This is a genomic window from Arthrobacter sp. PsM3 (assembly GCF_030433895.1).
Taxonomy (GTDB): Bacteria; Actinomycetota; Actinomycetes; order Actinomycetales; family Micrococcaceae; genus Arthrobacter.
The window spans coordinates 17,069-43,533 of the sequence record NZ_JARUXE010000002.1 but is presented as its reverse complement, the minus strand read 5'-3'; the positions used below and the strand labels follow the sequence as shown (position 1 = coordinate 43,533).

The window sequence follows — 26,465 nt, the reverse complement described above, 5'->3', positions numbered from 1 at the left end:
GGGCGCCGGCTCCGGTCATTTAAGGAACACGGGCGGCTAGCGTTTTGGCGAACCTGGGCGGCCAGGGAACGCGGGCGGCGCTCAGGGAGTTGCAGCGGACTCCGCCGGCACGGGACCCGGAGTCCGGAGGCCGAGATCGTCCAGCTTCCGGGCCAATAGGCCGGCCAGGGCGGCGTGGCCCCCGGGACTCATGTGGACGCCGTCGGCCATGGATTTCGACAGGTCGTAGCGCGTGAGCCAGTCGCCAACGCTGACAAAGGCAATGGCATTCCTGGCCGCCACCGTGCCCAGCAGCGCGTCGACCTCGGAGCGGCGCCCGCCGCCATTGGCCGCGCCGCGGGCGAGGGTCCCGACTATGGCCAGCCGCCCCGCGGGATAGCGCTGCCGGACGCTGGCGATCAGCCGCTCGGCGTTCTCTGAGATCTGCTGGTCGGTTGCGCCGCGGGAGGCGTCGTTGCCGCCGCCCTCGATCACAACCAGGGGCGGCGAACCGTAGGGGAGCAGCCAGTCGCCGCGCTGCAGGGCGTCGGGATAATTGCCGGTGGTGCCGTTGGAAGCGACGAAGCCGGTGCCGCCCCGGCCGCAGAAGTGGACCTTGTAGCCCAGGCTGGCCAGTGCTGTGCGGGGCCAGGAACCGGCGGGCTCGGACTGGGAATCGCCGATCAGCACAGCCGTCCCCGCGATATCCGCCACGACCACCTCGTTGCGGCCGTTGGCAGGATTCCGGTAGACGGTGCCCGCGGGCATGCCTTCCGTTGCGGTCCCCTGGGCCGGTTTCCCGGTGCCGTTCGAGCCTGCGGCCAGAGGCTCGCCGGAAGCCCCGGCCGGCGCAGGAACGCCCGGGCCGGAGAGACCGTACAGGGGGGATTCCCCGGCGCCGCCGGCGGGGGTGGAGGGGGCCTGCCCGCAGCCGCCAACCAGGATGCCTACGGCGATCATCGGTGCGGCCAAACGGGACAGAGCCGGGGCGTTTCGCATGGACGTCTCCGGGTTGGCTGCTGCTGTCCCAGCAATGATGGGGCATGAAGGCCGGAAAATCCAGTGATTTTACTCACGCCCAGGGCTCGATCTCCCGCGCTGACTGCCCGGGCCGGTATGCCGGGATTGAGGGATTTTAGGCCAATAAATGCCCTTGCGTTTAGAATGGATGAAGGTGCCCTGTGCCAAAGGGGCGTAACCGTCGTGCGTTCCGGTTGGAAATGTCGCGATACAACAGCTGACTTCACCACTGAATCGAGCAATAACGCATGTCTGAAACCACCACCAACACCGCGGTAGCCACTGCATCGCGCAGTGACCTGCGCAACGTCGCGATCGTGGCCCACGTTGACCACGGCAAGACCACCCTGGTCGACGCCATGCTCAAGCAGACCAACTCCTTTGCCGCGCACAACCACCTCGAAGACCGGGTCATGGACTCCGGCGACCTCGAGCGCGAAAAGGGCATCACCATCCTGGCCAAGAACACCACCGTGGCCTACAACGGACCGTCCTCCAAGGGCGAGACCATCACCATTAACGTCATCGACACCCCCGGCCACGCCGACTTCGGTGGCGAGGTCGAGCGCGGCCTTTCGATGGTCGACGGCGTCGTCCTCCTCGTTGACGCCTCTGAGGGCCCGCTGCCCCAGACCCGCTTCGTCCTTCGCAAGGCCCTCGCCGCCCACCTGCCGGTGATCCTCCTGGTCAACAAGACCGACCGTCCCGACGCGCGGATCGACGAAGTCGTCCACGAGTCCATGGACCTGCTCCTGGGCCTGGCCTCCGACCTGGCCGACGAAGTTCCGGACCTGGACCTGGACAAGATCCTCAACGTCCCGGTTGTCTACGCCGCCGCCAAGGTCGGCCGTGCGTCCCTCGAGCAGCCCGCCGACGGTTCGGCTCCCGAGAACGAGGACCTCGAGCCGCTGTTCCAGGCCATCATCGAGCACATCCCGGCTCCGACCTACAACCCGAACGGTGTCCTCCAGGCCCACGTCACCAACCTGGACGCCTCCCCGTTCCTCGGCCGCCTGGCGCTGCTGCGTATCTACAACGGCACCCTGCGCAAGGGCCAGACCGTTGCCTGGGCCCGTGCCAACGGTGAACTCAAGAACGTCAAGATCACCGAGCTGCTGGCCACCAAGGCGCTGGACCGCGTTCCGACCGAGTCCGCCGGCCCCGGCGAGATCGTCGCCGTCGCCGGCATCGAGGACATCACCATCGGTGAGACCCTGACCGACGTCGACAACCCGCAGCCGCTGCCGCTGATCACTGTCGATGATCCGGCCATCTCCATGACCATCGGTATCAACACCTCGCCGCTCGCCGGCCGGGTCAAGGGTGCCAAGGTCACGGCCCGCCAGGTCAAGGACCGCCTGGACAAGGAACTGATCGGTAACGTCTCCATCAAGGTGCTCCCGACCGAGCGCCCGGATGCCTGGGAAGTCCAGGGACGTGGCGAGCTCGCGCTGGCCATCCTGGTCGAGCAGATGCGACGCGAAGGCTTCGAGCTGACCGTCGGCAAGCCGCAGGTTGTCACCAAGCTCGTCGACGGCAAGGTCCACGAGCCGATGGAGCACATGACCATCGACGTGCCGGAAGAGTACCTCGGCGCCGTCACGCAGCTCATGGCTGCCCGCAAGGGCCGCATGACCAACATGGCGAACCACGGCACCGGCTGGTGCCGCATGGAGTTCATCGTTCCGGCCCGTGGCCTGATCGGTTTCCGCACCAAGTTCCTCACGGACACCCGCGGCGCCGGCATCGCAGCGTCCATCTCCGAGGGCTACGAGCCCTGGGCCGGCCCGATCGAATACCGCACCAACGGTTCGATGATCGCCGACCGCGCCGGTGTTGTGACGCCGTTCGCCATGATCAACCTGCAGGAACGCGGATCCTTCTTCGTCCGCCCCACCTCCGAGGTCTACGAGGGCCAGATCGTCGGCGAGAACTCCCGCGCCGATGACATGGACGTCAACATCACCAAGGAAAAGAAGCTCACCAACATGCGTGCCGCTTCCTCGGACACCTTCGAGAACCTGACGCCCCCGCGCGACCTGACCCTCGAAGAGTCGCTCGAATTCGCCCGCGAGGACGAGTGTGTCGAGGTCACCCCGGAATCCATCCGGATCCGGAAGCTCATCCTGGACGTCAACCAGCGCGCCAAGTCCAACCGCGCCCGCGCGAAGGTCTAGTTTCCGCGTTCTGCGCTGAAGCAACGGATCGTTTGTGAATAAGAGAGCTGCCGGCACGGCAGGCGGTATTGCCGCCGCCGTGCCGGCAGCTCTTTTTGCTGCCCTCGCGGGCACGATGCTGCACGGGCAGGACATCCTGGTCGCAGGCGTCGACGTGCCATGGGGTGCCGCCGCCGCGCTGGTGCTGCTGGGGGCCGTGGAGCTGTGGCTCGGCGCCGCGTTCCGCTCGGCCCTTCCGACCGCGGCCTGCGGAGCCCTCTGCTATGCGCTGGCGGGCTGGTGGTCCACCCTGGAGAACGGCAAGCGGCTCATCATGGGCGACCTGGCCGGAAACCTCTGGATCTACGGCATCGCGGTGGTCACAGTGGGCATGCTGGCCTGGTGCCCGCGCTACCGGCCAGCCCGCACCTGAGCCCCCGGCACGCCCGTTGCCACCCCCGCAGGTACGCCCGATGGAGACCCGGCACCGCCCACACCACTCCGCGCCTCCCACCCCGGGGGACATGCCCATTCTTGGAGGCCGCGGGTGGGCATAACAGCACTATGTCCATCCGTTGCACCATGCGGGGGACATGCCCCTTCGCGTTCCGCCCGCAGCCGGGGACATGTCCATCCTTCGCACTCCGCCCGGGGACATGCGCATTGCCGACAGTGGGCCCGAGAAATCCCGGACACGGACCGTGTCCCCCCATCGGCCGTTCCGCCGGGCATGTCCTTGTGCACATAGCGGGGCGGGGCCCTTTTCCAGACTGAGCCTCCGGCGCCACCATGTCCGCATGGTCAATCTCACCGAAGTACTTTCCAACTACGACGGCGTCGCCCGCGCCAAACACCTCGCTGCCGCGGGCGTCTCGGACTTTCAACTTAAGTCCGCCCTGGCCTCGGGGGCGGTTTCCCGGGTGGCCCGCGGCGTCTACGCTGTCCCCGGCGCCGATGGTCGGCTCATTGCCATCCGGTCGCTGCCGGCGGAGCCAGCATGTGCCACGGCGGCGCAGTTCCAAGGCCTCTGGGTACTGGAACCGCCCGGGCAACCTCATATTGCCGTCCCTCACAGCCGCAGCTATCCAGGCTTCATTTGCCACCGGTCCGCGGCCCCGCCCACCCTGCTGGACACCGTTGTACAAAGTCTGCGATGCCTGCCGGAACTCGACGGCCTGGTGATTGCCGAATCCGCCGTCGTCCTCAAGAGCCTGTCACTCTCGGCCCTGCGGCAGCGGCTGTCCGGCCGCAACGATCTGAGGGCGCGCCGGATGGCGGCCAGGATCGTGCCGCAATCGCAGTCCATCATCGAGTGCATGGCGCGGTACTGGCTGCGGAGGGCCGGTTTCCATGTGGAGTCCCAGGTCAACATCCCCGGAATGGGCCACCTTGATCTCATGGTCGACGGCAGGCTCGGCATTGAGGCGGACGGTGCAGGCTTCCATATGGACCGGGCGAGCTTTGAGGAGGACCGGCGGCGGTGGAACGTGACAACCCGGCGCGGCATCCCGACCCTTGTCGTGAGCTATTCCATGCTCCTGAACCGGCCCGAGGAGTTCATCGCCATGGTCCGCGAGGCGCTGAACGAGCTCTCTGCTGCCGCCTAGCACTGGGCATTCCCCCAGAGACTGCCTGCCGGCCGCGGGGAATGTCCGTCGTTCACAGCCCCCGCTGGACATGCCTACCGTCCGCCGCCTGGACGTCAGGGACATGCCCCACGCATCTGGCCGCCGATGGACATAGTGGCTCTATGTCCATCGGTGCAGGCCAGGGGAGGGCATGTCCACTGGGCGGGCGGGTGGTGCACCTCAGGGGAGGGCATGTCCCCCGGGCCGCGCGGGGCCGCGGTGCGCGCGGCGGGGCGGGGCCGGCGGGACCTGCTTGGCGGCCACCACCAGCGCCAGCGGGACCACGACGTCGGAGCGGCGGGTGCGGATGGTGCAGCCGCCGTCGGTGCGGGCCACCAGCTCACCCAGGGCGTCCGTCAGGCCGCCCTCCACCCGGTACCTGACAACCACCCGGGTTCCCAGATCAGCAGCGGCGAGGAACTCCTGGGCCAAACTCGTCGGGGAACTCACACGTTCATACTAGGTCCGGTAGATTCAATAGTGCGGACCCGTGTGACGCCCGGCTAGGTTCGCGGGAACGGCCCGGGAGATAATAGGCTCAGAAGTCAGCAGTCCGGCGCTCAGGCCGGGAGCAGTTTTCCGGCGGTCGCCGGAACCAACGTGGAGAGGCCAGGGACGTGACGTACGTAATCGCGCAGCCGTGTGTAGATGTCAAGGACAAGGCATGTATTGAAGAGTGCCCCGTCGATTGCATCTATGAGGGTGAGCGTTCCCTGTACATCCACCCCGACGAGTGCGTGGACTGCGGTGCCTGCGAGCCGGTCTGCCCCGTCGAAGCCATCTACTACGAGGATGACACTCCCGAGGAATGGGCCGACTACTACAAGGCCAACGTTGAGTTCTTCGATGACCTGGGGTCCCCGGGAGGGGCGGCCAAGGTCGGCAACACCCACACGGACCACCCGATGATCGCCGCCCTGCCGCCGCAGAACCAAGAGAGCTAAGGCGGGCATCGGTGACATCTGCGCTGCGCAGCTTCGGCCTCAGCCTGCCCGACTACCCGTGGGAGGCCCTGGCGCCTTACATTGCCAGGGCGGCCGAACACCCCGGGGGAGTGGCCAACCTGTCGATCGGGACTCCGGTGGACGCCACTCCCGAAGTTGTGCAGGAGGCGCTCCGCGCGGCAGCGAACGCGCCCGGCTACCCTACGGTCCACGGCACGGCCGGGCTCCGGGAAGCAATCGCCGCGTGGTTTGAACGCCGCCGCGGCGTTCCAGGACTGGACCCGCAGGACATCATGCCCACCGTGGGGTCCAAGGAGCTCGTGGCCTGGCTCCCGTTCCTGCTAGGCCTCAAGGCCGGCGACGTCGTCGTCCGCCCCACCGTTGCCTACCCCACCTATGACATCGGCGCCACGTTCGCCGGCGCTGAGCATGTGGCCGCGGACAATCTCGATGAGCTCGACGCCGCCACCCGCGCCAGGGTTCGCCTGGTCTGGGTCAACTCCCCGGCCAACCCCACCGGCAGCGTCCGCGACGCCGAATCGCTCCGCGGGATCGTCCGGCAGGCCCGCGCGCTCGGCGCTGTGGTGGCTTCGGATGAGTGCTACGCCGAACTGGGGTGGGGCGAATGGGACGTCCAGCGCGGGGGAGCCCCGGTGCCCAGCATCCTGGACCCGCAGGTCGCGGAAGGCTCCCATGAAGGCCTGCTGGCCGTGTACTCCCTGAGCAAGCAGTCGAACCTGGCCGGCTACCGTGCCGCCTTTGTGGCCGGTGACCCCGCCATCATGGCGAACCTGGTCAACAGCCGCAAGCACGCGGGCATGATCGTTCCCTACCCGGTCCAGGAAGCCATGCGCGTCGCCCTCGGTGACGATGCCCACGTCCAGGCGCAGAAGGATCTCTACCGGGGGCGCCGGGAACGGATTGTGCCGGCGCTGGAGCGCTTTGGACTGACCATCCACGAATCCCGGGCCGGCCTCTACCTCTGGGCCACCGCGGGCGAAGCCACCTGGGACACGGTCGGACGGCTCGCGGACCGCGGAATCGTCGTCGGCCCGGGCGTTTTCTACGGCGACGCCGGCAACGGATTCATCCGCGTCGCGCTGACGGCAAGCGATGAGCGGATCGACTCCGCCGCCTCGCGTCTGGCCGCAAGCCTGTAACAATGCTGTGACACGTGCCACAAGAGGCGCGTTTTGGCGGCTTCCGGATGGCCTTGGATTAGTGCCACCCGGAAACTGCCGGTAGTTTTTAACTGACTATCAATGGTGGCTTTCCACAAGAAGGCAGCGCAGCCGTTGGAATCCGTGTCTAAAGCAGGTTCCGTGGGCGGCTTCACCAGATGTTGGACCAGCTTTCTACAGAGGCCCCCGAGGCCTCAGAGGAGACTCCATGACTGAGACCACCAGCGCAACCCTGCGCCATGCCGGCGGCGAGCTCGAACTCCCGCGCATCAAGGTTGTAGAAGGAAACGAAGGCTATGACGTTTCCAAGCTGCTGAAGCAGACCGGTGCCGTTGCTTTCGACCCCGGCTTCATGAACACCGCAGCAACCACTTCCGCCATCACCTACATCGACGGCGACGCCGGTGTCCTCCGGTACCGCGGCTACCCGATCGAGCAGCTCGCCAAGCACTCAAGCTTCCTGGAAGTTTCCTACCTGCTGATCTACGGCAACCTGCCGACCGCCACCGAACTGGAAGCTTTTGACCAGCGGATCCGCCACCACACCCTGCTGCACGAAGAGCTGAAGGGCTTCTTCAGCGGCTTCCCGCGCGATGCCCACCCGATGCCGGTGCTGTCCTCGGCCGTGTCCGCGCTCTCCACGTTCTACCAGGACTCGCTGGACCCCTTCAACGCCGAACAGGTCGAGGTCTCAACCTACCGGCTGCTGGCCAAGATGCCGGTCATCGCCGCCTACGCCCTGAAGAAGAGCATCGGCCAGCCCATGCTCTACCCGGACAACTCCCACAACCTCGTGGAGAACTTCCTGCGTCTGAGCTTCGGCCTGCCCGCCGAGCAGTACGAAGTGGACCCGGTCGTCGCCAAGGCGCTGGACCTGCTCCTGATCCTGCACGCCGACCACGAGCAGAACTGCTCGACCTCCACGGTCCGGCTGGTCGGCTCCTCCAACGCCAACCTCTTCGCCTCCGTCTCCGCCGGCATCAACGCCCTCTTCGGCCCCGCCCACGGCGGCGCCAATGAGGCCGTGCTGAAGATGCTCCGCCAGATCCAGGCCGACGGCACCAAGCCCGAGGACTACATGGAGAAGGTCAAGAACAAGGAAGACGGCGTCCGCCTCATGGGCTTCGGACACCGTGTCTACAAGAACTACGACCCGCGCGCCAAGATCGTGAAGGCCACGGCCCACGAGATCCTCACGAAGCTCGGCGGAAACGACGAACTCCTGGAGATCGCCCTGCGCCTCGAAGAGAAGGCCCTGAATGATGACTACTTCATCCAGCGCAAGCTCTACCCGAACGTGGACTTCTACACCGGCCTGATCTACAAGGCCATGGGCTTCCCGGAGAAGATGTTCACCGTGCTCTTCGCGATTGGCCGGCTGCCGGGCTGGATCGCCCAGTGGCGTGAAATGATCAACGACCCCAACACCAAGATCGGCCGCCCTCGGCAGCTGTACATCGGTGAGCCGGAGCGCAACTACCCTTCCGTGTAATGCCCAGGTATGACCCAGAAGTGCGACGCCGGCCGCTCACCCCTCGGGGTGCGCGGCCGGCGTCGTTTGCGTTCCGGGACAGGGGCAGGGCGGGGCCCGGGCGGGGCTGTGGCCGCCGCTGGCCCCGGCGGGACGAGCCCGGACGGTGTGGCCCGCCGCCGTCCGGGCACATCCGTGCTAAAAAAGACTAATGCCCAAATTTGTCGACGCCGCACTGCGGCGCCAGGAAGTGGTCGAAGCGGTCTTCCGGATCGTCGCAGCAGACGGGCTGGAACGGGCTTCGCTCCGCGAAGTCGCGGACGAGGCGGAACTGGCGGTCGGATCGGTCCGGCACTACTTCGCCAGCAGCGACGAACTCCTGACGCATTCCTTCGGCGTCGTCGTGGACCGGATCGTCAGCCGGCTGACAGCGGCCGATGAGCGCCTCGCGGAGGCGCGGCCCGGCACCCCGGAACACCACCAGGGCGTGTTAACCCTGCTGGGCGAGTTTCTTCCGCTGGATGAGGAACGCGCCGTGGACGCCTGCGTCTGGATGGCGTTCAAGAACGCCGCCAGGACCAAACCGTTCCTGGCCCCGGAAGCCGACCGGAGCCACCGCGCCGTGGCCGCGATCGTCGGGCGGCTCGTGATGGAAGTGGCCTCAGCGGCAAACACAGACGCGGCCATGGACCAGCAGCGGCTGGTCACGGAGGCGGAGCGGCTGCTGGCCACCCTGGACGGGCTCACCATGCACGCCCTGCTGCAGCCCGAATGGATGACCGCGCAGATGTGCACCGACGTGCTGGAGTCCCATCTCACCGGACTGGGCGGCCACGCCGGCGGGCATTAACGTGCGTTAACTTGAGGAATACACTGGAAACGTACGTCTTGCCAAGGAGGCAATCGGATGCACCACACAGGCGGGCCGGGCTGGCGAATCACCATGGACACTTCGGGTCCCATGCTCATTGCACTTTATGTTCGAGACGCCGCCGGCCTGGACAGCGCGGGGCACCCGGCGCTCTGCCAGGCGGCACCGAAGATCCGCCCAGCGGACCACACCCATCTCATTGCGGAGGTCGGCGGGCTGAGCGCGCTCAAGACGGAATGGGAAGCCTGGTGGGAACAGCTCCTGAAGGCCCATCCCGAGATGTCCCCGGAACTGGGCCCGCCCGGCTTCCGCGCCTTCAGTAATTCCCCGGCCCTCCGGCGTGTGCTGCAGGCGCACTTCGGTGCGGCGCTGTCCTGGGCCCGGGAGCGCCGCGGCGAGTACGTTGCCCTTGAGGCTGAGCGCGAAGCCGCCGGCGGGGTGCAGTTGCTGCAGGACATGGTTGACGACCGGCTGCTCGAGGTGGGCCGCGCCGCCAACGATTTCACCCTGACCATCGTTGAACTGCCCCTTGCCGAGCCGCGGGCCTGGTACCTGGAACCCGACAAGATCATCATGAGCACCGAGCTGCTGTCCCAGCCGGAACTGTTCCGCAGCTACGTGCAGCCCGTGGTGGACCTGCTGGTCTGAGCGCTACGGCTACGGCTACGGCTTTGGCTTCGGTGCCTCGGCGACCGTGACCCTGACCTGTCCCGCCGGTACCTCGGCGGACTGCCAGCCGTTGCGGGCCTGGCGCGACCAGCTGCGGCCCTCCGCCTGGACTTCCGTGATGGAGAGGGCTTTGGCGTTGGCAACCGCCCATTGCGCCACGGCCCAGGCCTGGGTTCCCTCGGCGTCCAGCAGGAGGGTGCGGCCCTCGGTGGAGGCCGGAAGGCCGCCGAAGGCCGCGGCCAGACGCTCCTGCACGGCAGCTGTATCGCCGGCGGCGTCCGGGTCCCGCAGCGAGCAGTCGAGTCCCGCGGGTGTCTGGCCGGTCAGCGACGAGGCGAAGGCGCGGGCCATCACCTCGTGCGGGGCGTAAGCGTCAGGATATGCGGACCGCTGGACCCGCTGCGCGGCCACAGTGATGTCCAGCGTCTCGTAGCCGGGGACCTTCGCGAGGGCATCGTAGAAGGCATTGGTCGCGTGGTACGGATCCATCACCTGCTCCAGCGTTCCCCAGCCCTGGGAGGGGCGCTGCTGGAAGAGCCCGCGGGAGTCCGGCCCGGCCTGGTCGCCGTGGCCGATATTCCGGAGTTTGGATTCCTGCATGGCCGTGGCCAGTGCGATGCTTGCCGCCCGGGCCGGGAGCCCCCGGCGGACGGCGACGGCGGTGATCAGGCCGGCGTTGGCGGCCTGGTCCGTGGCGAGGTCGGAGCTGCCGGCGCCCGCAGCCGTGCAGTGTTCGGTGATGAGGACTTCGGACCGCTGCACGAAGGCCATCGCGGTGAAGGTTCCGCCCGCGACCATGGCCAGTGTCAGCAGCAGCACAAATCGACGGCGCAAACTGCCTCTGCGTGCCACGAAACTACTCCCTCGGGCCCTTTCCGGGCCGGTACATTCTGCAAACGCCTGGCGTTCCGCACCCAACCTTAGTTGGCGTGCAGGGCCTCATTGAGTTCGACGGTCTGCCCCTGGCGCGGGAGGACCTCCACTTCACCGGTGGAGGAGTTGCGCCGGAAGAGCAGGTTGGGGACGCCGGAGAGCTCCACAGCCTTCACGACCTGGCTGGTGTCCTCGCCGTCGGCGTCCTTGGCGCCGACCACGCGCACACGGGTTCCCGCTGTGACGTAAAGCCCGGCCTCGACGACGGAATCGTCGCCGATGCTGATGCCCACGCCCGAGTTGGCGCCCAGCAGCACCCGCTTGCCCAGGGAGATCTTTTCCTTACCGCCACCGGAGAGAGTCCCCATGATCGACGCGCCGCCGCCGACGTCGGAGCCGTCACCGGCGACCACACCGGCCGAGATGCGCCCTTCCACCATGGACGTGCCAAGCGTGCCGGCGTTGAAGTTCACAAAGCCCTCGTGCATGACCGTGGTGCCCTCGGCCAGGTGCGCGCCGAGGCGGACCCGGTCGGCGTCGGCGATGCGCACGCCGGAGGGAATGACGTAGTCGACCATGCGGGGGAACTTGTCCACGCCGAAGACGGTGACGGCGCCGCGCTTGCGCAGCCGGGCCCGGGTCAGCTCGAAGCCCTCGACGGCGGCGGGCCCGAAGTTGGTCCACACCACGTTGGGGAGATTGCCGAAGATGCCGTCCAGATTGATGGTGTTCGGCTGCACCAGCCGGTGTGAGAGCAGGTGCAGGCGCAGGTAGGCGTCGGCAGTGTCTGCCGGGGCCTCGTCGAGGTGGATCTGGACGAACACGACCTTCTGCTCGGTGCCGCGGTCGGCGTCGGCGCCGGTCTCGGCGATGTCGAGCAGCGACTGGTCCGCGTTGGCGACGTCACGGAGGCGCTCCGTCGCCGTTCCGAGGGCCGGAGCCGGGAACCAGACGTCCAGGACCGTGCCTTCACCGGTGCCGGTGGCGATCGTGGCGACGCCGTAACCATAGGCGGAGCGGGCGTCTGCGGGCACAGCGGAAGTAGCGGTTTCAGTCATACCCCAAGTCTATAGACGGCGCATGCCCTCCCCGAAACCCGTTACAGCCGGGGCGGCGGGGAAGTTCAGCGGATAAAGTAGGACAGTGACTGCCCCGGACTTGAACGCGCACCCGACCTCCCGCCCGCACGCCGCCGCCCGCCTGGACCTGCGCCAGGACGTGGCGCTGCTGACGGCGGCGCTTATCGACATCTACAGCGTCTCCGGTGCGGAGGGGGAACTGGCCGACGCCGTGGAGCATGCCCTCCGCGCCATCCCGCAGCTCGAGCTGGTCCGGGACGGGGATTCCATCATCGCCCGCACCAACCTCGGCCGCGCCGAACGGGTCATCCTGGCCGGGCACCTGGACACCGTGCCCCTGCCGACCACGGAGGGCTCCCTCGGGACCGTCCCGTCCTACTGGCCTTCAGGGGCGCCCGGCGAGGGCATCCTCTACGGCCGCGGGGCCACCGACATGAAGGGCGGCGTCGCCGTGCAGCTGGCGCTGGCCGCAGGGCTGTTCGACGGCGGCGCGGAACCGGACAAGGACATCACCTTCGTGTTCTACGACCATGAGGAAGTCGAGGCCGTCAAGAGCGGGCTGGGCCGGCTCGTCCGGAACCACGGCAGCCTGCTGGGCGGGGACTTCGCGATCCTGCTGGAACCCACGGACGGGACGGTGGAAGGCGGCTGCAACGGCACGATCCGCTTCGACGCGACCACCGTGGGTGAGGCGGCGCATTCCGCCCGGGCCTGGATGGGACGCAACGCGATCCACGCAGCAGCCCCGATCCTCGCCCGGCTCGCGGCGTACCAGCCGCGCACCATCACGGTGGACGGCCTGGACTACCGGGAAAGCCTCAACGCCGTGAAGATCAACGGCGGGACCGCCGGCAATGTCATTCCGGACCGGTGCGTCGTGGAAATCAACTACCGCTTTGCCCCCGACAAGACCCCGGACGAGGCCGAACAGCACGTCCGGGACCTGCTGGACGGGTTCGACGTCGTCCGGACCGACAGCGCCGCCGGCGCGCGGCCGGGACTCCACCACCCGGCGGCAGCGTCCTTTGTTGCCGCCGTCGGTGCCGCGCCGAAACCGAAATACGGCTGGACCGACGTCGCCCGCTTCAGCGAGCTGGGCATCCCGGCGGTGAACTTCGGGCCGGGCGACGCACTGCTGGCGCACAAGGACAACGAACACGTCGAGGCCGACGCGATCCGCGAATGCCTGCGGGCGCTGCGGAGCTGGCTCACGGCCTAACCCCGCCGGGGCACAAGTTAGGCGGCACAAGTCGGGGGGCACAAGGTAGACCGCGCCCGGCCACGCACACGAGACCAACGCAAAAGGTCCGGAACCCCCGAGGGGGATTCCGGACCTTTTGCGTGTGGGGCTGCGCGGCGCAGGAGCGGGCCGCGTCGGGGAGCCTACTTGGTGGGGATCCCTGCGACCGGCACGTGCATGACGCCGCCGGCGGCCTTCTTGGAACCGCGCTTCTCGATCCAGATCGCCAGGCGGGAGACGGAGAAGTTGATGGCGATGTAGATGACCGCGGCCACGAAGAACACCGGGAACAGGTAGGCCGGGCCGAGGAAGTCGGCCATGATCTGCACTTTGCGCAGCAGTTCTTCGTAGGACACGATGTAGCCCAGCGAGGTGTCCTTCAGCAGCACCACGAGCTGCGCCACGAGGGACGGCAGCATGCGCCGGATCGCCTGCGGCAGCTCGATGCTGCGCCGGGAGGCGAAACTGGTGAGGCCGATCGCGAGGCCGGCTTCGCGCTGGCCCTTCGGGAGGGACTGGATGCCGGCGCGGATGATCTCGGCGAAGATCGCCGAGTTGTAGAGCACCAGGCCGGCCACAACGGCGACGAACGAGCCCGTCGCGAACACCAGCAGCACGAAGAACATCATCAGGACCACGGGCATCCCGCGCAGGAACTCCAGCACGATCCGTGTCGGGATCCGGATCCAGGCGATGTCGGAGATCCGCATGAGGCTCAGCAGCAGCCCAAGCGGGAACGCGATCACGGCAGCCACCGCAGCCGCGCTGAGCGTGGCGAGGATGCCGTTGCCGATGAGCGCCCAGACATCGGGAATCTGGAAGACCGCCCACCGTGTGGGGTCGAAGATTCCCTGCTGGGCAAGTGTCATGACGGCCAGGACCAGGAGGCCGCCGATCACGATGACACCGATGATGGAGCCGATCAGGGAAATGCGGCGGGCCTTGGGCCCGGGGACGTCGTAAAGGACCGAGGTCATCGGGCGATCGCCACCTTTCGTTCAACCACGGTGGCCACATAGCCAAGCGGGACGGTTATGAGCAGGTAGAAGAAGGCGACGCCGACGAGGACCCACAGCACGGCGTCGCCGTTGGCGTTGGCGAGCTGCCGGCCGTAGCCGAAGAGTTCCAGCACATAGAACGCGCCGGCCACTGAGGAGTTCTTCACGAGCGCGATGAGGATGTTGATCATGGGCGGGATCACCGTGCGCAGCGCCTGCGGCAGGATGATCAGGCTGAGGACCTGGCTGAACTTCATGCCGATGCTGCGGGCGGCCTCGGCCTGGCCGACGGGGACGCTGTTGACGCCCGAGCGCACCGCTTCGGCGATGAAGGCCGAGGTGTAGGCGCTCAGGGCGATGATGGCGGCGACTTCGAACTGCTGGAATGTCACCCCGAGGCGGGGCAGGACCACGGCGGCAAAGAAGAAGGCGATGGTCAGCGGCGTGTTCCGGACAATCTCCACGTACGTCATGCTGAAGCCGCGCAGGGCTGCGATGGGCGAGACGCGGGCTGCCGCGAGGATGGTGCCGAAGATCAGCGCAATGATCCCCGAAACCACGGACAGGAAGAGGGTTCTGAGAAAGCCGTCCCAATACTGGGGGAGGTTTTCAATGATGACGTCCATAGGTTCCTTCGGCTGCCTTAAGGGAAGTGGGGCGGAAAGACGGGAGTGGCGGTTGATCGCGGGAAGCGTGGGAGCGGTCTTGATGACCGTTCCGGCGGTGGCTTCCCAGGCCTTCTTGTAGGAACCGTCCTTGTCGAAGGCTTCCAGCTGGTCGTTGATCCAGTTGCGGAAGACGGTGTCGTCCTTCTTCAGGCCAATGCCGTAGGGCTCCTTGGTGAAGGTCTGGTCCGATGCCAGCTTGAACGCGTCCGGTTCCTTGGCCACGAATCCGGCGAGGATCACGTTGTCGGTGGTGATCGCTTCAACCTGCTTGTTGCGAAGCGGCTCGAGGCAGGCCGAGTAGGTCGCGGCCGGAACCAGGACTGCTCCGTACTTCTCCACGATCGTCGCGGCGGGGGTGGACCCGGTCACGGAGCAGACATTCTTGCCCTTGACGTCTTCGGGCTTGGTGATGGAGGTGTTGTCCTTGTTCACCATGAGGGCCTGACCGGCCTCGTAGTACGGGCCGGCGAAGGAAACTTCGGCCTTGCGCTTGTCATTGATCGTGTACGTCGCCACGATGATGTCGACGTCGCCGTTCTTGATGAACTGCTCACGGTTTGCGGAAACCGTTTCTTTCCATTCGATCTTGTCGGCCGGGATGCCCAGCTTGCCGGCAATCAGCTTGCCCATTTCCACGTCGAACCCGACAGGCTTGCCGTCGAGGCCCTTCTGGCCGAACAGCGGCTGGTCGAACTTGGTGCCGATGACGATCTTGCCGGCGGATGAAAGCTTGGCCATGGTGGTGTCGGCAGCAAAGCTCGGCTTCTCGGCGACAGGCGGGTTTGAAGTGGAGGTGCTGCTGCCGCCGCAGGCGCTCAGGCTGAGGGCCAGAGCTGCGGATGCGGCAACCAGAAGGGATTTCCTTCGGGTCATAAATGCCGTCATGACATTCCTTTCATTGGACGGCCGCCTCGCGGCGGCCAGGGTGCGAACTCGGAGGGAACTCAGTGGGTCAGCAGCTTGGAGAGGAAGTCTTTGGCGCGGCTGCTCTTGGGGTTGGTGAAGAACTCTTCAGGTGTGGCGTCCTCGACGATCTGGCCGTCGGCCATAAAGACCACGCGGTCCGCGGCCTTGCGGGCGAAGCCCATCTCGTGTGTCACCACGATCATGGTCATGCCTTCCTTGGCCAGCTGGATCATCACGTCGAGGACCTCGTTGATCATTTCGGGGTCCAGGGCGGAGGTGGGCTCATCGAAGAGCATGACCTTCGGCTTCATGGCCAGGGCGCGGGCAATCGCCACACGCTGCTGCTGTCCACCGGACAGCTGGGCCGGAAGCTTGGGCGCCTGGTGGCCGACGCCGACGCGCTCCAGCAGGGCCATGGCGTCCTTGTCGGCCTCGGTCTTCGAAAGTCCCTTGACCTTGATGGGGCCAAGAGTGACGTTCTCAAGGATCGTCTTGTGGGCAAAGAGGTTGAACGACTGGAAGACCATGCCGACGTCGGCGCGCAGCTTGGCGAGTTCCTTGCCCTCCTCGGGCAGCACCTTTCCGTCGATCTTGATCACCCCGTCGTCGATGGTCTCGAGGCGGTTGATGGCCCGGCAAAGCGTTGACTTGCCGGAACCCGACGGCCCGATGACAACAACGACCTCGCCCTTGCGGACATTGAGGTTGATGTCCTTCAGGACGTGCAACTGGCCGTAATGCTTATTGACGGCGTTCAGGGAGACGAGCGCGTCGCCGGGCACTTGAGTAGTCATAAGAAGAATCTAGCGAACATTGCCGGGATATGACGCCAATCACTCACACTTCCGGCAGATCGTGATTCAAGAGATACCTGCAGGTCAGCCTGCTTGAGGCGGCTTCCGGTACCCTGCGGGACCGGACGGCCGATCCGGGCCCGGCGGCCCCAAGCCCGTGCCGTGCCGGACCGGCGCAGGCGGATATCCGCGCTAACCTGTGGGCATGAGTACCGATCCGCAGCACAACGGAGACCCGGCCCAAGCCGGCGCAGCCGCCGGAAAGACCGCCGCCACAACCGCCGGAAAGGCCGCCGCGCAGACAGCAGTTGATCCCCGCGACACGCCACCCCCGGGCGGGATCCGGCACAAGGGTCCCTTGGAGCTTCGGCGCAAGGCCGCCAAGGTCACGATGTCTGACCGGACCCTGCTGGACACGAAGGGGCCGGGCCAGTTTGTCCACACCGACCCGTGGCGTGTCCTGAGGATCCAGAGCGAGTTCGTGGAAGGGTTTGGCGCGCTGGCCGACCTGGGCCCGGCGGTAAGCGTTTTCGGCTCGGCCCGGACCGTGCCCGGCAGCTTGAATTACGAACTCGCTGTCGAGGTGGGCCGCCAGCTGGCCGAAGCCGGGCTGGCCGTGATCACCGGCGGCGGTCCCGGCTCGATGGAGGCTGCCAACAAGGGCGCAGTGCAGGGTAACGGGGTGTCGGTGGGACTCGGCATCGAACTGCCCTTCGAGCAGGGCATGAACCAATGGGTGGACCTGGGAGTTAACTTCCGTTATTTCTTCGCCCGCAAGACCATGTTCGTGAAGTACGCCCAAGGGTTCATCGTGCTGCCCGGCGGCCTCGGGACGCTGGACGAGCTCTTCGAAGCGATGGTCCTGGTCCAGACCCGGAAGGTGACGTCCTTTCCGATTGTGCTGGTCGGAACGGCGTTCTGGAGCCCGATGGTGGAATGGATCCAGACGACGCTGGTCGCCGAAGGCATGATGTCCGAGGAGGACCTGGACCTGCTGCAGGTCGTGGACGACCCCGCGCTCGCCGTGGAACTCGTGGTGGAAGGCGCCGCCCGGCACCGGAACCCCAACGGCAGCACCACCGGCAACGGATCAGTGAACGGCAACGGGTCCGGAACCGGCGACGCCGGCGGCGCGCGGGGCTGAGGGGCCCCGCGTCGCCAACCGGGCACGCCGTGGTCTGGCACGATGGGGGAGTGAGCTTCTTCCTGGTCTTCCTTGCGATTGCGCTGGCCGGCGCCGCTTTCCTCCTCGGCACCGGCAGGGTGTCGAAAGTCTTCCGCGGCAGACGCGGAAGTGACGACGGCGTGGCCCAGGCCCTCGATGACGGCTTCGACCAGCCGGTTGCCAACCTCCCGCCCGTGCTGCTGCCCGCCGAGGCGGAACCGTCCGACGTCGACCGTCTCCGGTTTGCTGTGGGACTGCGGGGATACCGGATGGACCAGGTGGACCAGGTGCTGGACGACTTGCGGGAACAGCTCTCAGCCAAGGACCGGAAAATCGCGGACCTTGGGACGGAACTGGGACGGCTGCGCGATGTTCCGGAGCAGGCTCCGTGAACAGTGAGCACCCCTCTGCCCGGGCGCCGGAGACGGTGCAGCGGCAGAACCGGCCGGGCGCGGAAGGCGGCCCGGGCGGCCCCGGTGGCCCCATTCCGCGGGGCGCCGGAGCGGCCCGTAGTGCCGTCGCAACAGCCGGAGCCCGGGTGGCCCGCTGGCCCTGGTGGGTCCAGGTAGGCGGACTCTACGCGGCCGCGCGGCTGATCAGTGCCTGCATCTTCATGGCAGCCGCCCTGCATCAGGGCGTCAACCCCTGGTTTCCCGCCAAACCGGACTACTGGTCCTTCGTCAATATCTGGGATGCACGCTGGTACGGCGAGGTCTTCCGGAATGGCTACCCGGCGGTCCTCCCCACCGACGGGGCCGGAAACGTCCAGGAAAATGCCTGGGCGTTCTATGCCCTCTTTCCCGTCCTGGGCCGCGTGGTCGCCGGCCTGACCGGCATGGACCCGGCGTTCACCCTGACGCTCATCGCGATGGTGTGCGGTCTGGGTGCGGCGCTGGTCATCTACAAACTCTTCAGGCACCGGGCCCCGCACCGCACCGCGCTGTGGGGAACGGTGTTCGTCTCCACCTTTCCGGTCTCGCCGGTGCTCCAGGTGCCGTACGCCGAGTCCCTGAACCTGCTCCTGCTGGCAGCTGCCCTGCTGCTGGTGCTGGAACGCCGGTACCTGTGGGCCATGCCCGTCGTCGCGCTGATGTGTTTGTCCCGGCCGACCGGTGTGCCGTTCGCGGCGATGATCGGGCTGCTGTTCCTCCGCCGGGCGTGGCAGTACTTCACGGCGGCCCGCAGCACGGCTCCCGGCGCCGACCGCGGCCCGGGCTACGGCACGGCGTCACGGGGTGTCGCGGCGGTGGGTCCCGCCGGGCAGTCCGGCGCCGCGTCGCACGGCGGCAGCCAGCTCTGGTCGCTCGCCGCGCTGGCAGTGGTCAGCGGGGCCTGCGCGCTGATGTGGCCGGCCATCGCCTGGGCCGTCACGGGGGACATCCAGGCCTATACCAAGACGGAAACCGTCTGGCGCGGCCACGACCTGGTGCCGTTCAAACCCTGGTTCGACACCGGCGTACTGCTCTTCGGCCCGGTCCTGGGCCTGCTGGCGCCCTTCGTCTTCGTTGCGCTGTTCGCCTGGTACATGATGTCCCGCCCGGTGCGGGCGCTGGGCACCGAACTGCGGCTGTGGTGCGCCTGCTATCTGGGCTACCTCCTGCTGTTCCTGCACCCCCAGACGAGCACCTTCCGGATGCTGCTTCCGCTGTTCCCGCTTGCTCTCAGCGCGGCCCTGATCTCACGGTCCCGCGCGTACCGGGGCGCGGTGGTCCTCATGTTTCTGCTGCTGCAGATTGTCTGGATCGTCTGGTTGTGGGCCTGGGCGCCGTTGCCCGGCGGAGGCGACTATCCGCCGTGACGCGCTTCACCTTTCGCGGCTCCCGGCCCGGCATGACACGGCGCGGCGGAATGTCCAACGATTAGCTACAGCCGCGTTGTTACGCGATAATAGATGGTAAGCAAGGACAAGAAGCAAACTGACTATATGGCCCTGATGGCTCTACCATCAATGGCCGCCGGCAGCTTGATTGACTAAGCGGACGCAGCCCGGCCGGGCTGGTATGTCATTGGACTAATGAAGGGGATATTCCTTATGGCGGCTATGAAACCACGCACCGGCGACGGCCCGATGGAAGTTACCAAAGAAGGACGAAGCTTGATCATGCGCGTCCCGCTTGAAGGCGGCGGACGGCTCGTGGTCGAACTCAATTCTGCCGAAGCTACCAACTTGAGGGAATGCCTCGTCGGCGTTACCGAATAGCAATACTTAACTCTTCGACAGAGGGCGGGCTCCGCAGCCGGAAGGCTGCAGACCCCGCTCTCTTTTGCCGTCCGGCTTTTCGCTCTCCGCCGGCCCGTGCTTCGTCGGCCGGGGTGCCCGCGGCCTGCGGAAGCTTACTTCTTGACGGCGACCAGCAGGCCGTCGCCGGTGGGCAGCATGGCCGACGCGAGGCGCTCGTCGTCGCGGATGGACTTGCCCACCTGGCGCAGGATCACCGTGGTGGCCTCGCGCGCGGCCGGGTTGGCGACTTTGTCCTTATCGAGCGCATCGTTGACGATCAGCAGGCCGCCGGTCTTGAGCAGGCGGATGGCCTGTTCTACGTAGCCGGGGTAGTTCGGCTTGTCGGCGTCAATGAAGACGAGGTCGTAAGCGCCGTCCGTCAGCCGGGGGAGGACGTCGCGGGCCCGGCCGGAAATGGTCCGCGTGCGGTTGGCCGGGCTGCCGGCTTCCTGAAACGCTTCCCGGGCGGCTTTCAGGTGCTCGACGTCAACGTCAATGGTGGTCAGGACCGCGTGCGGACCCAGGCCCCGCAGGATGCAGACGCCGGAGACGCCCGCACCGGTGCCGATTTCGACCGCGGTCTGGGCCTTGGACGCGGCGGCCAGGACCGTCAGGACGGCTCCGACGCCCGGGCCCACCGGGGTGACGCCCAGTTCGAACGACCGTTCGCGCGCGTGCAACAGGACCTCGTCCTCGGCAGGCAGATCTTCTGCGTAGGACCAGCTCGTGGACTTATCGGCGCTCATGGAATTCGCTTTCTGGGCGGCAGGGGATTGTTCACTCCAGCCTACTGTGTCCGGTGGTACGCGGCCGGGAGGCGCCCCCGCTCCGGCCGTGATGGCGTCCACCCGGGTCCCCGCCGGAACGGCACCGGCTCTTCCCTGCCCCGGGCCCGACGCCACGGCGCCGGCAGCAGGTTGCGCCGTGGGCTGAAGGGCCCCCGGCGTCAGGAAATTCCCAGCTTATTTTGAAATGATGGATATCCGCTCATCCGCGTGGTGATCGGCGCCGAATCAAGGATGCAGGAGCTTGCAGCCGCAAGCACCGTCCACGGCGTAAGCACCATCCACGAGGGGAGCGGACAATGTCGGTTTTGGCAGCTGTCCCTGCAACTGAAGAGTCCCAGACCGCGGCGGAAGCCGAATGGGTGCGGCCCACCTGGGAGGAAGTGGTGACCAACCACTCCGCGAAGGTGTACCGCCTCGCGTACCGGCTCACCGGGAACAAGTACGACGCCGAGGACCTCACCCAGGAGGTGTTCGTCCGCGTCTTCCGCTCGCTCGAGAACTTCAAGCCGGGCACCCTGGACGGCTGGCTGCACCGGATCACCACCAACCTCTTCCTGGACCAGGCGCGGCGCAAGAGCCGGATCCGCTTCGACGCACTGGCCGACGACGCCGAATCCCGCCTGCCCGGACGCGAGCCGGGACCGGAACAGAGCTTCGAGTTCAACAACCTTGACGTCGATGTGCAGGCCGCCCTCGAAGAGCTCCCCCCGGATTTCCGCGCCGCCGTCGTCCTCTGCGACCTCGAAGGTCTGTCCTACGACGAGGTGGCCGTCGCCCTGGGCATCAAACTTGGAACGGTCCGTTCCCGGATCCACCGCGGCAGGACCATGCTCCGGGAGAAGCTGGCGCACCGCGATCCGCGGCCGCAGCAGCCGGCCAAATCCTCGCTGAAGCCGCGGCTGAAGCTGCCGCGCATCGCCGGCCTGCTCTGAACCAGGCGATGCGTCTGCTGCAACGCCTGCTGCGCGGTCCCCACGAACGGCGGGGCCGGCACCTGCAATCGTGCGCGGAATGCCGGCTTCATCAGCGCCGCGAACGCCAGTACCTGGAACGGCTGCGCGGCGCTGAAATCCCGACGGCCAGCAGTGACCTGACCGCGCGCCTGCTGGCACGCACCGAGGAACTCGCCCGCCGGGACGCGCCGGCCCCGCCGCGGCCAGCGGCCCGCCGCCTCCCTCCGGCGTTCCGGGCAGCCGCGCTCGTGACCGGCTGCGCGGCAGCAGCTGCGGTGCTGCTGGGCGGATCGGCCTACCTGATCGGCGGGGACGCCGCCCCGCAGGCGGCCGGAGCGCCCGCCCCGGTCTTCCTGCAGCGGGACCTCTCCATGTCCGCGGCGGCTGCCGCCGAGGAGGGGGCCGGGACGCCCTCGGCCTGGAGCCTGACCGGCAAACCTGACTTCACACCGGACGGGGCCCTCACCGCGGCGCAGCTCGCCACGCTGCGCGCCCAGGGCTGGACCTGCCCGGAACTCCGTGAGCTTGGATACCACCTGGTCTGGGCCAGGGCCGGGGTGCTGGCCGGCGGCGACGTTCTCGAGCTGCGTCTCACCGACGGCCGGGATTCCGCCACCATCCTCGAACAGCACGCTGACGTCCCCCGGCAGTCCGGCACCGCAGGAGCCTGGCCCCAGGCCGCCCAGGCCGCCCAGGCAGTCCCGGTCAACGTGCTCACTGGCCACCCCGCGACGTCGGACGGCTTCACCGCGGCGACGGCGGCGGAGCGCGGCCCCGCGGCGGGCGGGGCAGCGGGGGCCGGCCGCGGGAGCCTCTGGATCAACCACTCGACCCCCTTCACCGCCATTTACCAGGCGGGCGATGCCACCTTTACCTATGTCTCGGATCGGTCCGCGGAACACGCGGCCGACGCTGTGGCAGCCCTGGTCCGGACCCGGCCCGCGGGAGCGGGGGCAGCCGGTGGCGGGGAGGCTGCGATGCCGGGAACAGCCGGCGGCCCGGGAACGGCCGGCGGGGCGGTGTCCGACGCCGGGCCCAACGTCACCGTGCGGATGGAGCGCGGACTGGGCAGGATCGTGGAGATGCTGGCCCCGTGACCGGCGGAACCGTCGAGGGCGCGGCGCATGTGTCGCGGCCGAATCGTCCCGGCCCTGATTGAGAGGGTAATCTTCCTACAGTGCTTGGAATCAATGGACCGGAATTCGTACTTCTGCTGATCATCGGCCTTCTGGTGATTGGTCCCAGCAGGCTGCCTGAATACACCCAGAAACTTGCCAACATCGTCAAGGAAGTACGCCGGATGGCGTCCGGGGCCCGGGAGCAGATCAAGGAAGAAGTCGGCATCGACATCGATGACGTCGACTGGAAGAAGTACGATCCCCGGCAGTACGATCCGCGCAGGATCATCAAGGAAGCCCTGCTGGACGATGACACCAAGCCCGTCAGCGCGGGTGCCCCGGCCGCGGTCGCCACCGTTGCGGCCGCCACCGCGGCTGCGGAACGCCGGCCGGCCCGGGCAGTGGAGCGGCTCCCGGACGGCGAGCGGGCACCCTTCGACTCCGAGGCGACCTAGCTAGCGGGGCTGCAGGCCCAGGGGCTTTCCCCGCAGCCCGCGCGGCACGGCGGCGAGCTTCCCTGCGATCTCCAGCAGTGCCACAGCCGCCGGGGTTTCGGGACGGCCCAGCACCAGGGGGACCCCGGCGTCGCCGCCTTCCCGCAGCAGGATGTCCAGCGGGATCTTTCCGAGCAGCGGAACATCGGTGCCCACTGTGGCGGACAGCCGTTCGGCGAGCACCGCGCCGCCGCCGCTTCCAAACAGTTCCATCCGGCCGCCGTCGGGCATTTCCAGGTAGGACATGTTCTCCACGACGCCGGCGACGCTCTGGCCGGTCTGGGTCGCAATCGCCCCGGCGCGCTCGGCGACGTCGGCGGCCGCAGCCTGGGGCGTGGTCACCACGAGGATCCGGGCCTGCGGCAGCAGTTGGGCCACGGAGATGGCGATGTCGCCGGTACCGGGCGGCAGGTCCAGGAACAGGGCATCCAGATCGCCGAAGTAGACGTCGGTGAGGAACTGCTCCAGGGCCCGGTGCAGCATGGGGCCGCGCCAGGCGACCGGCTGGTTGCCGGTGACGAACATCCCGATGGAAATGACTTTGACCCCGTAGGCCACCGGCGGCAGGATCATGTCATCCACCCGGGTGGGGGCCTGGCTGATGCCCATCAGTGCCGGGACGGAGAAGCCGTAGACGTCCGCGTCCACAATCCCCACACGCAGCCCCTGGGCGGCCAGGGCACAGGCGAGGTTCACCGTCACGGAGGACTTTCCCACACCGCCCTTGCCGCTCGCGACGGCGTACACCCTGGTCAGCGAGCCGGGTTCGTTGAACGGGATCCCGCGCTGGCCGCCCGCGCCGCGGAGCTGGACCTTGAGGGCGTCGCGCTGCTCCTGTGTCATGACCTTCAGTTCGACCTCGACGCCGGTGACCCCGGGGACCGCGGTCAGCGCCGCGTCGCAGTCGGCGGTGATGGTGCCGCGCAGCGGGCAGCCGGCAATGGTCAGGAGCACCGCAACCCGGACGCGGCCGCCGTCGGAAACCTCCACCGTGTCCACCATGCCGAGTTCGGTGATGGGACGGCGGAGTTCGGGATCGATCACGGTGGCGAGTGCGGCGCGCACTGCACGCTCCACGGCGGAGGTGCCCTCAGTGGTGCTGTCCTCTGTGGTGCTGTCGTGGGGAGGGTTCATGCGGTGGCTGCTCAGTTCTCGGGGGATGCCGGAAGCGCCGGTGTGCCGGCGCTGTCCGGTCCGGCGCCTTGCAGCGTGTCCGGCGGTGTGGAGTCGGCCTTCTTGTTCGGCCTGGGGTCGTTCTTGCTGTCGGACTTGACCCGGGCGATCTGCTGGGTCCGGGGGCTGCGCTGCTTGTCGCGGCGGTCCTTGAACTTTTCCTTGATCTTCTCCCGCGGGGACTCGTGGACGCCGGCGGAGGGGTCATGGGTGCGCAGTTCATCCTGCGCTTCCAGCATGTCCTCGAGCAGGCTGCGCAGTTCAGCCCGGACGTAGTCGCGGGTGGCGACTTCCCGCAGGGCGATCCGCAGAGAGGCGAGCTCCCTGGTCAGGTATTCGGTGTCGGAGAGGTTGCGTTCCGCGCGCTGGCGGTCCTGCTGGAGGGAGACGCGGTCACGGTCGTCCTGCCGGTTCTGGGCAAGGAGCAGCAGCGGCGCGGCGTAGGACGCCTGCAGCGAGAGCATCAGGGTCAGCAGGGTGTAACCGAGGGCCCGCGAGTCGAACTGCCACTCCACCGGGGCGAAGGTGTTCCAGCCCAGCCAGATGACCACGAAGACCGTCATGTAGACCAGGAACTGCGGCGTGCCCATAAAGCGGGCGAAGCCTTCCGTGGTCTGGCCGAAGGCGTCCGGGTTGGGCGAGAACTTCGGCAGGATGCGCTGGCGGCCGCTCAGGGGTGTGTCGAGGCTGCCTTTGTCCGATTTGCTGCCCGGCCGGACATGGGGGTTCCGTGGTGCGCTGTTATCAGCCAATGCGGCCTCCAAGCTTCCTTATCGGGACATCGTCCTCGTGGGCGCGCCAGTCATCGGGCAGCAGATGATCCAGCACATCGTCAACAGTCACCGCCCCCACAAGCCGACCGTCGCTGTTGACGACGGGGAGCGAGTTGAGGTTGTACGTGGCCAGCGTGCGGGCCACCTCGCTGATGTGGGCCTGGTCCGACACCGGCTCCAGGGTCTTGTCCACGAGGTTGCCCAGCGGTTCGGGCGGCGGGTAGCGCAGCAGCTGCTGGATGTGCACGACGCCGAGGAAACGGCCCGTGGGCGTCTCCAGCGGAGGCCGGGCAATGAAGATCGACGACGCCAGGGCGGGGGAGAGCTCTTCGCGGCGGACATGGGCCAGGGCTTCGGCGACGGTGGCTTCCGGCGGCAGGATGACCGGGACCGGGGTCATTAGGCCGCCGGCGGTGTCCTCGTCGTATTCGAGCAGCCGGCGGACGTCGTCGGCGCCTTCGGGTTCCATCAGCTGGAGCAGTTCTTCGGCCTGGGCGGTGGGCAGTTCGGCAAGGAGGTCGGCGGCGTCGTCCGGGTCCATTTCCTCCAGCACGTCCGCTGCACGGTTCACGTCCAGGGCGGAGAGGATCTCCACCTGGTCGCCTTCGGGCATCTCCTGCAGGACATCGGCCAGGCGTTCGTCCTGGAGCTCGCTGGCGACCTCGAAGCGGCGCTTGTCGCTCATCTCCTGCAGGGCCTCGGCGAAGTCGGCAGGTTTGAGGTCCTCGTGGGTCGCGACGAACTGGGTGGCGGCCTGGGGTTCGGTGCGGGCGCCCTGCTGGGCGTCGGCCCAGTCGATGATCATGGTCTCGTTGCGGCGCAGCCTGCTCAGCGGCGAGAGGGAATGCCCGCGGCGGACAAAAAGCTTGCTGACAAACCAGTCGCCGGAGCGGTGCTTGTCCATCGCGATGTCCTCGATGGTGGCGTCCCCGCTGCCGTCGGCGAGCGTCACGCGGCGGTCGAACATTTCGGCCACCACGAGGGTTTCGGCGCCGCGCTGCTCGAAGCGGCGCAGGTTTACCAGCCCGGTGCAGATGATCTGGGTCTGGTCGATCGACGTGATCCGGGTCATCGGGACAAAGACCCGCTTCTTCCCGGGGACCTCCACGACGATGCCCACCACGTGCGGGGCGCTCCGGGTCCCGCGGGAGAGCACGACGACGTCGCGCAGCCGGCCCAGGCGGTCGCCCAGGGGGTCGAAGACGTCCAGGCCGAGGAGGCGCGCAACAAACACCCGCGATAGATTTGTGCTCACCAGTACAGGCTACCGAGTCCGCTCTCTTTTAGCTGAATTTACAGCCGG

General features: G+C 67.5%; 27 protein-coding genes and 1 pseudogene. 16 read left to right on the top strand and 12 right to left on the bottom strand.

Translation table 11 applies throughout. The annotated features are described in order from the left end of the window. Nucleotides 1-81: 81 nt before the first annotated feature. A complete protein-coding gene (locus QCD75_RS01135; protein WP_301224860.1) occupies nucleotides 82-978 on the bottom strand; it encodes an SGNH/GDSL hydrolase family protein in 897 nt (298 codons plus the stop codon). Between the two features lie 269 nt (nucleotides 979-1,247). On the opposite strand from QCD75_RS01135, the gene typA reads away from it, so the two are divergent. The 3 genes from typA to QCD75_RS01120 all read left to right on the top strand — a co-directional run bounded on the left by typA (nucleotide 1,248) and on the right by QCD75_RS01120 (nucleotide 4,762). Next, a complete protein-coding gene (typA, locus tag QCD75_RS01130) occupies nucleotides 1,248-3,176 on the top strand; it encodes a translational GTPase TypA (RefSeq protein ID WP_301224858.1) in 1,929 nt (642 codons plus the stop codon). Between the two features lie 34 nt (nucleotides 3,177-3,210). After that, nucleotides 3,211-3,588, top strand: coding sequence for a hypothetical protein (locus QCD75_RS01125; RefSeq protein ID WP_301224856.1), 378 nt, complete (start codon nucleotides 3,211-3,213; stop codon nucleotides 3,586-3,588). Between the two features lie 364 nt (nucleotides 3,589-3,952). After that, nucleotides 3,953-4,762 (top strand): type IV toxin-antitoxin system AbiEi family antitoxin domain-containing protein, encoded by an 810-nt coding sequence (locus tag QCD75_RS01120; RefSeq protein ID WP_301224854.1) that lies wholly within the window; start codon nucleotides 3,953-3,955, stop codon nucleotides 4,760-4,762. Between the two features lie 201 nt (nucleotides 4,763-4,963). On the opposite strand, the gene QCD75_RS01115 is transcribed toward QCD75_RS01120, so the two are convergent. After that, nucleotides 4,964-5,233, bottom strand: a complete 270-nt coding sequence (locus tag QCD75_RS01115; protein ID WP_301224852.1) for a putative acetyltransferase — start codon at nucleotides 5,231-5,233, stop codon at nucleotides 4,964-4,966. Between the two features lie 167 nt (nucleotides 5,234-5,400). On the opposite strand from QCD75_RS01115, the gene fdxA reads away from it, so the two are divergent. The 5 genes from fdxA to QCD75_RS01090 all read left to right on the top strand — a co-directional run bounded on the left by fdxA (nucleotide 5,401) and on the right by QCD75_RS01090 (nucleotide 9,898). Next, nucleotides 5,401-5,727 carry a ferredoxin gene (fdxA, locus tag QCD75_RS01110; protein WP_226762298.1) on the top strand — a complete coding sequence of 109 codons (327 nt, stop codon included), beginning with the start codon at nucleotides 5,401-5,403 and terminating at the stop codon, nucleotides 5,725-5,727. A gap of 11 nt (nucleotides 5,728-5,738) precedes the next feature. Continuing rightward, a complete protein-coding gene (gene dapC / locus QCD75_RS01105; protein ID WP_301224848.1) occupies nucleotides 5,739-6,887 on the top strand; it encodes a succinyldiaminopimelate transaminase in 1,149 nt (382 codons plus the stop codon). 229 nt (nucleotides 6,888-7,116) lie between these two features. After that, nucleotides 7,117-8,400, top strand: a complete 1,284-nt coding sequence (locus QCD75_RS01100; protein ID WP_301224846.1) for a citrate synthase — start codon at nucleotides 7,117-7,119, stop codon at nucleotides 8,398-8,400. 190 nt (nucleotides 8,401-8,590) lie between these two features. Continuing rightward, nucleotides 8,591-9,229 carry a TetR/AcrR family transcriptional regulator gene (locus tag QCD75_RS01095; protein WP_301224844.1) on the top strand — a complete coding sequence of 213 codons (639 nt, stop codon included), beginning with the start codon at nucleotides 8,591-8,593 and terminating at the stop codon, nucleotides 9,227-9,229. A gap of 57 nt (nucleotides 9,230-9,286) precedes the next feature. Beyond that, complete coding sequence (locus QCD75_RS01090; RefSeq protein WP_301224842.1) at nucleotides 9,287-9,898, top strand: hypothetical protein; 612 nt, start codon at nucleotides 9,287-9,289, stop codon at nucleotides 9,896-9,898. Between the two features lie 15 nt (nucleotides 9,899-9,913). On the opposite strand, the gene QCD75_RS01085 is transcribed toward QCD75_RS01090, so the two are convergent. Both QCD75_RS01085 and dapD read right to left on the bottom strand, forming a co-directional pair. Continuing rightward, a complete protein-coding gene (locus tag QCD75_RS01085; protein WP_441005422.1) occupies nucleotides 9,914-10,771 on the bottom strand; it encodes a hypothetical protein in 858 nt (285 codons plus the stop codon). 68 nt (nucleotides 10,772-10,839) lie between these two features. Further along, nucleotides 10,840-11,850: a 2,3,4,5-tetrahydropyridine-2,6-dicarboxylate N-succinyltransferase gene (gene dapD / locus QCD75_RS01080; RefSeq protein WP_301224840.1), complete on the bottom strand. Its 1,011-nt coding sequence runs from the start codon at nucleotides 11,848-11,850 to the stop codon at nucleotides 10,840-10,842. Between the two features lie 85 nt (nucleotides 11,851-11,935). On the opposite strand from dapD, the gene dapE reads away from it, so the two are divergent. Then, a complete protein-coding gene (gene dapE, locus QCD75_RS01075) occupies nucleotides 11,936-13,090 on the top strand; it encodes a succinyl-diaminopimelate desuccinylase (protein ID WP_301224838.1) in 1,155 nt (384 codons plus the stop codon). A gap of 164 nt (nucleotides 13,091-13,254) precedes the next feature. Here dapE and QCD75_RS01070 read toward each other — a convergent pair whose 3' ends face one another. From QCD75_RS01070 to QCD75_RS01055, 4 genes and pseudogenes are all read right to left on the bottom strand, one after another. Then, nucleotides 13,255-14,088 carry an amino acid ABC transporter permease gene (locus QCD75_RS01070; RefSeq protein WP_301224836.1) on the bottom strand — a complete coding sequence of 278 codons (834 nt, stop codon included), beginning with the start codon at nucleotides 14,086-14,088 and terminating at the stop codon, nucleotides 13,255-13,257. Beyond that, complete coding sequence (locus tag QCD75_RS01065) at nucleotides 14,085-14,735, bottom strand: amino acid ABC transporter permease (RefSeq protein WP_301225096.1); 651 nt, start codon at nucleotides 14,733-14,735, stop codon at nucleotides 14,085-14,087. The genes QCD75_RS01070 and QCD75_RS01065 overlap by 4 nt, the downstream gene beginning before the upstream one ends. 45 nt (nucleotides 14,736-14,780) lie before the next feature. Beyond that, nucleotides 14,781-15,662 (bottom strand): annotated as a pseudogene (locus QCD75_RS01060) (glutamate ABC transporter substrate-binding protein); the annotation flags it as partial. Nucleotides 15,663-15,721: 59 nt separating this feature from the next. Further along, a complete protein-coding gene (locus tag QCD75_RS01055) occupies nucleotides 15,722-16,477 on the bottom strand; it encodes an amino acid ABC transporter ATP-binding protein (protein ID WP_226762288.1) in 756 nt (251 codons plus the stop codon). Nucleotides 16,478-16,676: 199 nt separating this feature from the next. On the opposite strand from QCD75_RS01055, the gene QCD75_RS01050 reads away from it, so the two are divergent. The 4 genes from QCD75_RS01050 to QCD75_RS01035 all read left to right on the top strand — a co-directional run bounded on the left by QCD75_RS01050 (nucleotide 16,677) and on the right by QCD75_RS01035 (nucleotide 19,842). Next, nucleotides 16,677-17,621 carry a TIGR00730 family Rossman fold protein gene (locus tag QCD75_RS01050; RefSeq protein WP_441005421.1) on the top strand — a complete coding sequence of 315 codons (945 nt, stop codon included), beginning with the start codon at nucleotides 16,677-16,679 and terminating at the stop codon, nucleotides 17,619-17,621. 50 nt (nucleotides 17,622-17,671) lie between these two features. Continuing rightward, the gene (locus tag QCD75_RS01045) at nucleotides 17,672-18,034 is read left to right on the top strand and encodes a DivIVA domain-containing protein (protein ID WP_301224830.1); all 363 of its coding nucleotides are present in this window, start codon (nucleotides 17,672-17,674) and stop codon (nucleotides 18,032-18,034) included. A 92-nt stretch (nucleotides 18,035-18,126) separates the two neighbouring features. Continuing rightward, entirely contained in the window at nucleotides 18,127-19,440 is a 1,314-nt protein-coding gene (locus tag QCD75_RS01040; protein ID WP_441005423.1) for a hypothetical protein, read from the top strand. A gap of 234 nt (nucleotides 19,441-19,674) precedes the next feature. Further along, nucleotides 19,675-19,842 carry a DUF3117 domain-containing protein gene (locus QCD75_RS01035; RefSeq protein WP_301224828.1) on the top strand — a complete coding sequence of 56 codons (168 nt, stop codon included), beginning with the start codon at nucleotides 19,675-19,677 and terminating at the stop codon, nucleotides 19,840-19,842. Nucleotides 19,843-19,976: 134 nt separating this feature from the next. On the opposite strand, the gene QCD75_RS01030 is transcribed toward QCD75_RS01035, so the two are convergent. After that, nucleotides 19,977-20,609, bottom strand: coding sequence for an O-methyltransferase (locus tag QCD75_RS01030; RefSeq protein ID WP_301224826.1), 633 nt, complete (start codon nucleotides 20,607-20,609; stop codon nucleotides 19,977-19,979). A 338-nt stretch (nucleotides 20,610-20,947) separates the two neighbouring features. Here QCD75_RS01030 and sigE point away from each other — a divergent pair, with 338 nt between their 5' ends. The 3 genes from sigE (at nucleotide 20,948) to QCD75_RS01015 (ending at nucleotide 23,177) form a co-directional block, all read left to right on the top strand. Continuing rightward, the gene (gene sigE, locus QCD75_RS01025) at nucleotides 20,948-21,583 is read left to right on the top strand and encodes an RNA polymerase sigma factor SigE (RefSeq protein WP_301224824.1); all 636 of its coding nucleotides are present in this window, start codon (nucleotides 20,948-20,950) and stop codon (nucleotides 21,581-21,583) included. 8 nt (nucleotides 21,584-21,591) lie between these two features. Then, nucleotides 21,592-22,701, top strand: a complete 1,110-nt coding sequence (locus tag QCD75_RS01020; protein WP_301224822.1) for a hypothetical protein — start codon at nucleotides 21,592-21,594, stop codon at nucleotides 22,699-22,701. 80 nt (nucleotides 22,702-22,781) lie between these two features. Continuing rightward, a complete protein-coding gene (locus QCD75_RS01015; RefSeq protein WP_301224820.1) occupies nucleotides 22,782-23,177 on the top strand; it encodes a Sec-independent protein translocase TatB in 396 nt (131 codons plus the stop codon). Here QCD75_RS01015 and QCD75_RS01010 read toward each other — a convergent pair whose 3' ends face one another. Genes QCD75_RS01010 through QCD75_RS01000 form a run of 3 tightly spaced genes read right to left on the bottom strand, consistent with a single transcriptional unit; the run spans nucleotide 23,178 to nucleotide 26,417 of the window. Further along, a complete protein-coding gene (locus QCD75_RS01010) occupies nucleotides 23,178-24,350 on the bottom strand; it encodes an Mrp/NBP35 family ATP-binding protein (protein ID WP_301224818.1) in 1,173 nt (390 codons plus the stop codon). 11 nt (nucleotides 24,351-24,361) lie between these two features. Next, on the bottom strand, nucleotides 24,362-25,153 hold the full coding sequence (locus QCD75_RS01005; RefSeq protein ID WP_301224816.1) for a DUF1003 domain-containing protein: 792 nt from the start codon (nucleotides 25,151-25,153) through the stop codon (nucleotides 24,362-24,364). Further along, complete coding sequence (locus tag QCD75_RS01000; RefSeq protein ID WP_301224814.1) at nucleotides 25,134-26,417, bottom strand: magnesium transporter MgtE N-terminal domain-containing protein; 1,284 nt, start codon at nucleotides 26,415-26,417, stop codon at nucleotides 25,134-25,136. Before QCD75_RS01000 ends, QCD75_RS01005 begins: the two co-directional genes overlap by 20 nt. Between the last annotated feature and the right edge of the window lie 48 nt (nucleotides 26,418-26,465).

Excerpts from the sequence above, each read along its gene's own strand:
- QCD75_RS01135 (WP_301224860.1), bottom strand. The coding sequence starts at position 978 with ATGCGAAACGCCCCGGCTCTGTCCCGTTTGGCCGCACCGATGATCGCC.
- typA (WP_301224858.1), top strand. The coding sequence starts at position 1,248 with ATGTCTGAAACCACCACCAACACCGCGGTAGCCACTGCATCGCGCAGT.
- QCD75_RS01120 (WP_301224854.1), top strand. The coding sequence starts at position 3,953 with ATGGTCAATCTCACCGAAGTACTTTCCAACTACGACGGCGTCGCCCGC.
- QCD75_RS01100 (WP_301224846.1), top strand. The coding sequence starts at position 7,117 with ATGACTGAGACCACCAGCGCAACCCTGCGCCATGCCGGCGGCGAGCTC.
- QCD75_RS01095 (WP_301224844.1), top strand. The coding sequence starts at position 8,591 with ATGCCCAAATTTGTCGACGCCGCACTGCGGCGCCAGGAAGTGGTCGAA.
- QCD75_RS01090 (WP_301224842.1), top strand. The coding sequence starts at position 9,287 with ATGCACCACACAGGCGGGCCGGGCTGGCGAATCACCATGGACACTTCG.
- dapD (WP_301224840.1), bottom strand. The coding sequence starts at position 11,850 with ATGACTGAAACCGCTACTTCCGCTGTGCCCGCAGACGCCCGCTCCGCC.
- QCD75_RS01070 (WP_301224836.1), bottom strand. The coding sequence starts at position 14,088 with ATGACCTCGGTCCTTTACGACGTCCCCGGGCCCAAGGCCCGCCGCATT.
- QCD75_RS01065 (WP_301225096.1), bottom strand. The coding sequence starts at position 14,735 with ATGGACGTCATCATTGAAAACCTCCCCCAGTATTGGGACGGCTTTCTC.
- QCD75_RS01055 (WP_226762288.1), bottom strand. The coding sequence starts at position 16,477 with ATGACTACTCAAGTGCCCGGCGACGCGCTCGTCTCCCTGAACGCCGTC.
- QCD75_RS01035 (WP_301224828.1), top strand. The coding sequence starts at position 19,675 with ATGGCGGCTATGAAACCACGCACCGGCGACGGCCCGATGGAAGTTACC.
- QCD75_RS01030 (WP_301224826.1), bottom strand. The coding sequence starts at position 20,609 with ATGAGCGCCGATAAGTCCACGAGCTGGTCCTACGCAGAAGATCTGCCT.
- sigE (WP_301224824.1), top strand. The coding sequence starts at position 20,948 with ATGTCGGTTTTGGCAGCTGTCCCTGCAACTGAAGAGTCCCAGACCGCG.
- QCD75_RS01020 (WP_301224822.1), top strand. The coding sequence starts at position 21,592 with ATGCGTCTGCTGCAACGCCTGCTGCGCGGTCCCCACGAACGGCGGGGC.
- QCD75_RS01010 (WP_301224818.1), bottom strand. The coding sequence starts at position 24,350 with ATGAACCCTCCCCACGACAGCACCACAGAGGACAGCACCACTGAGGGC.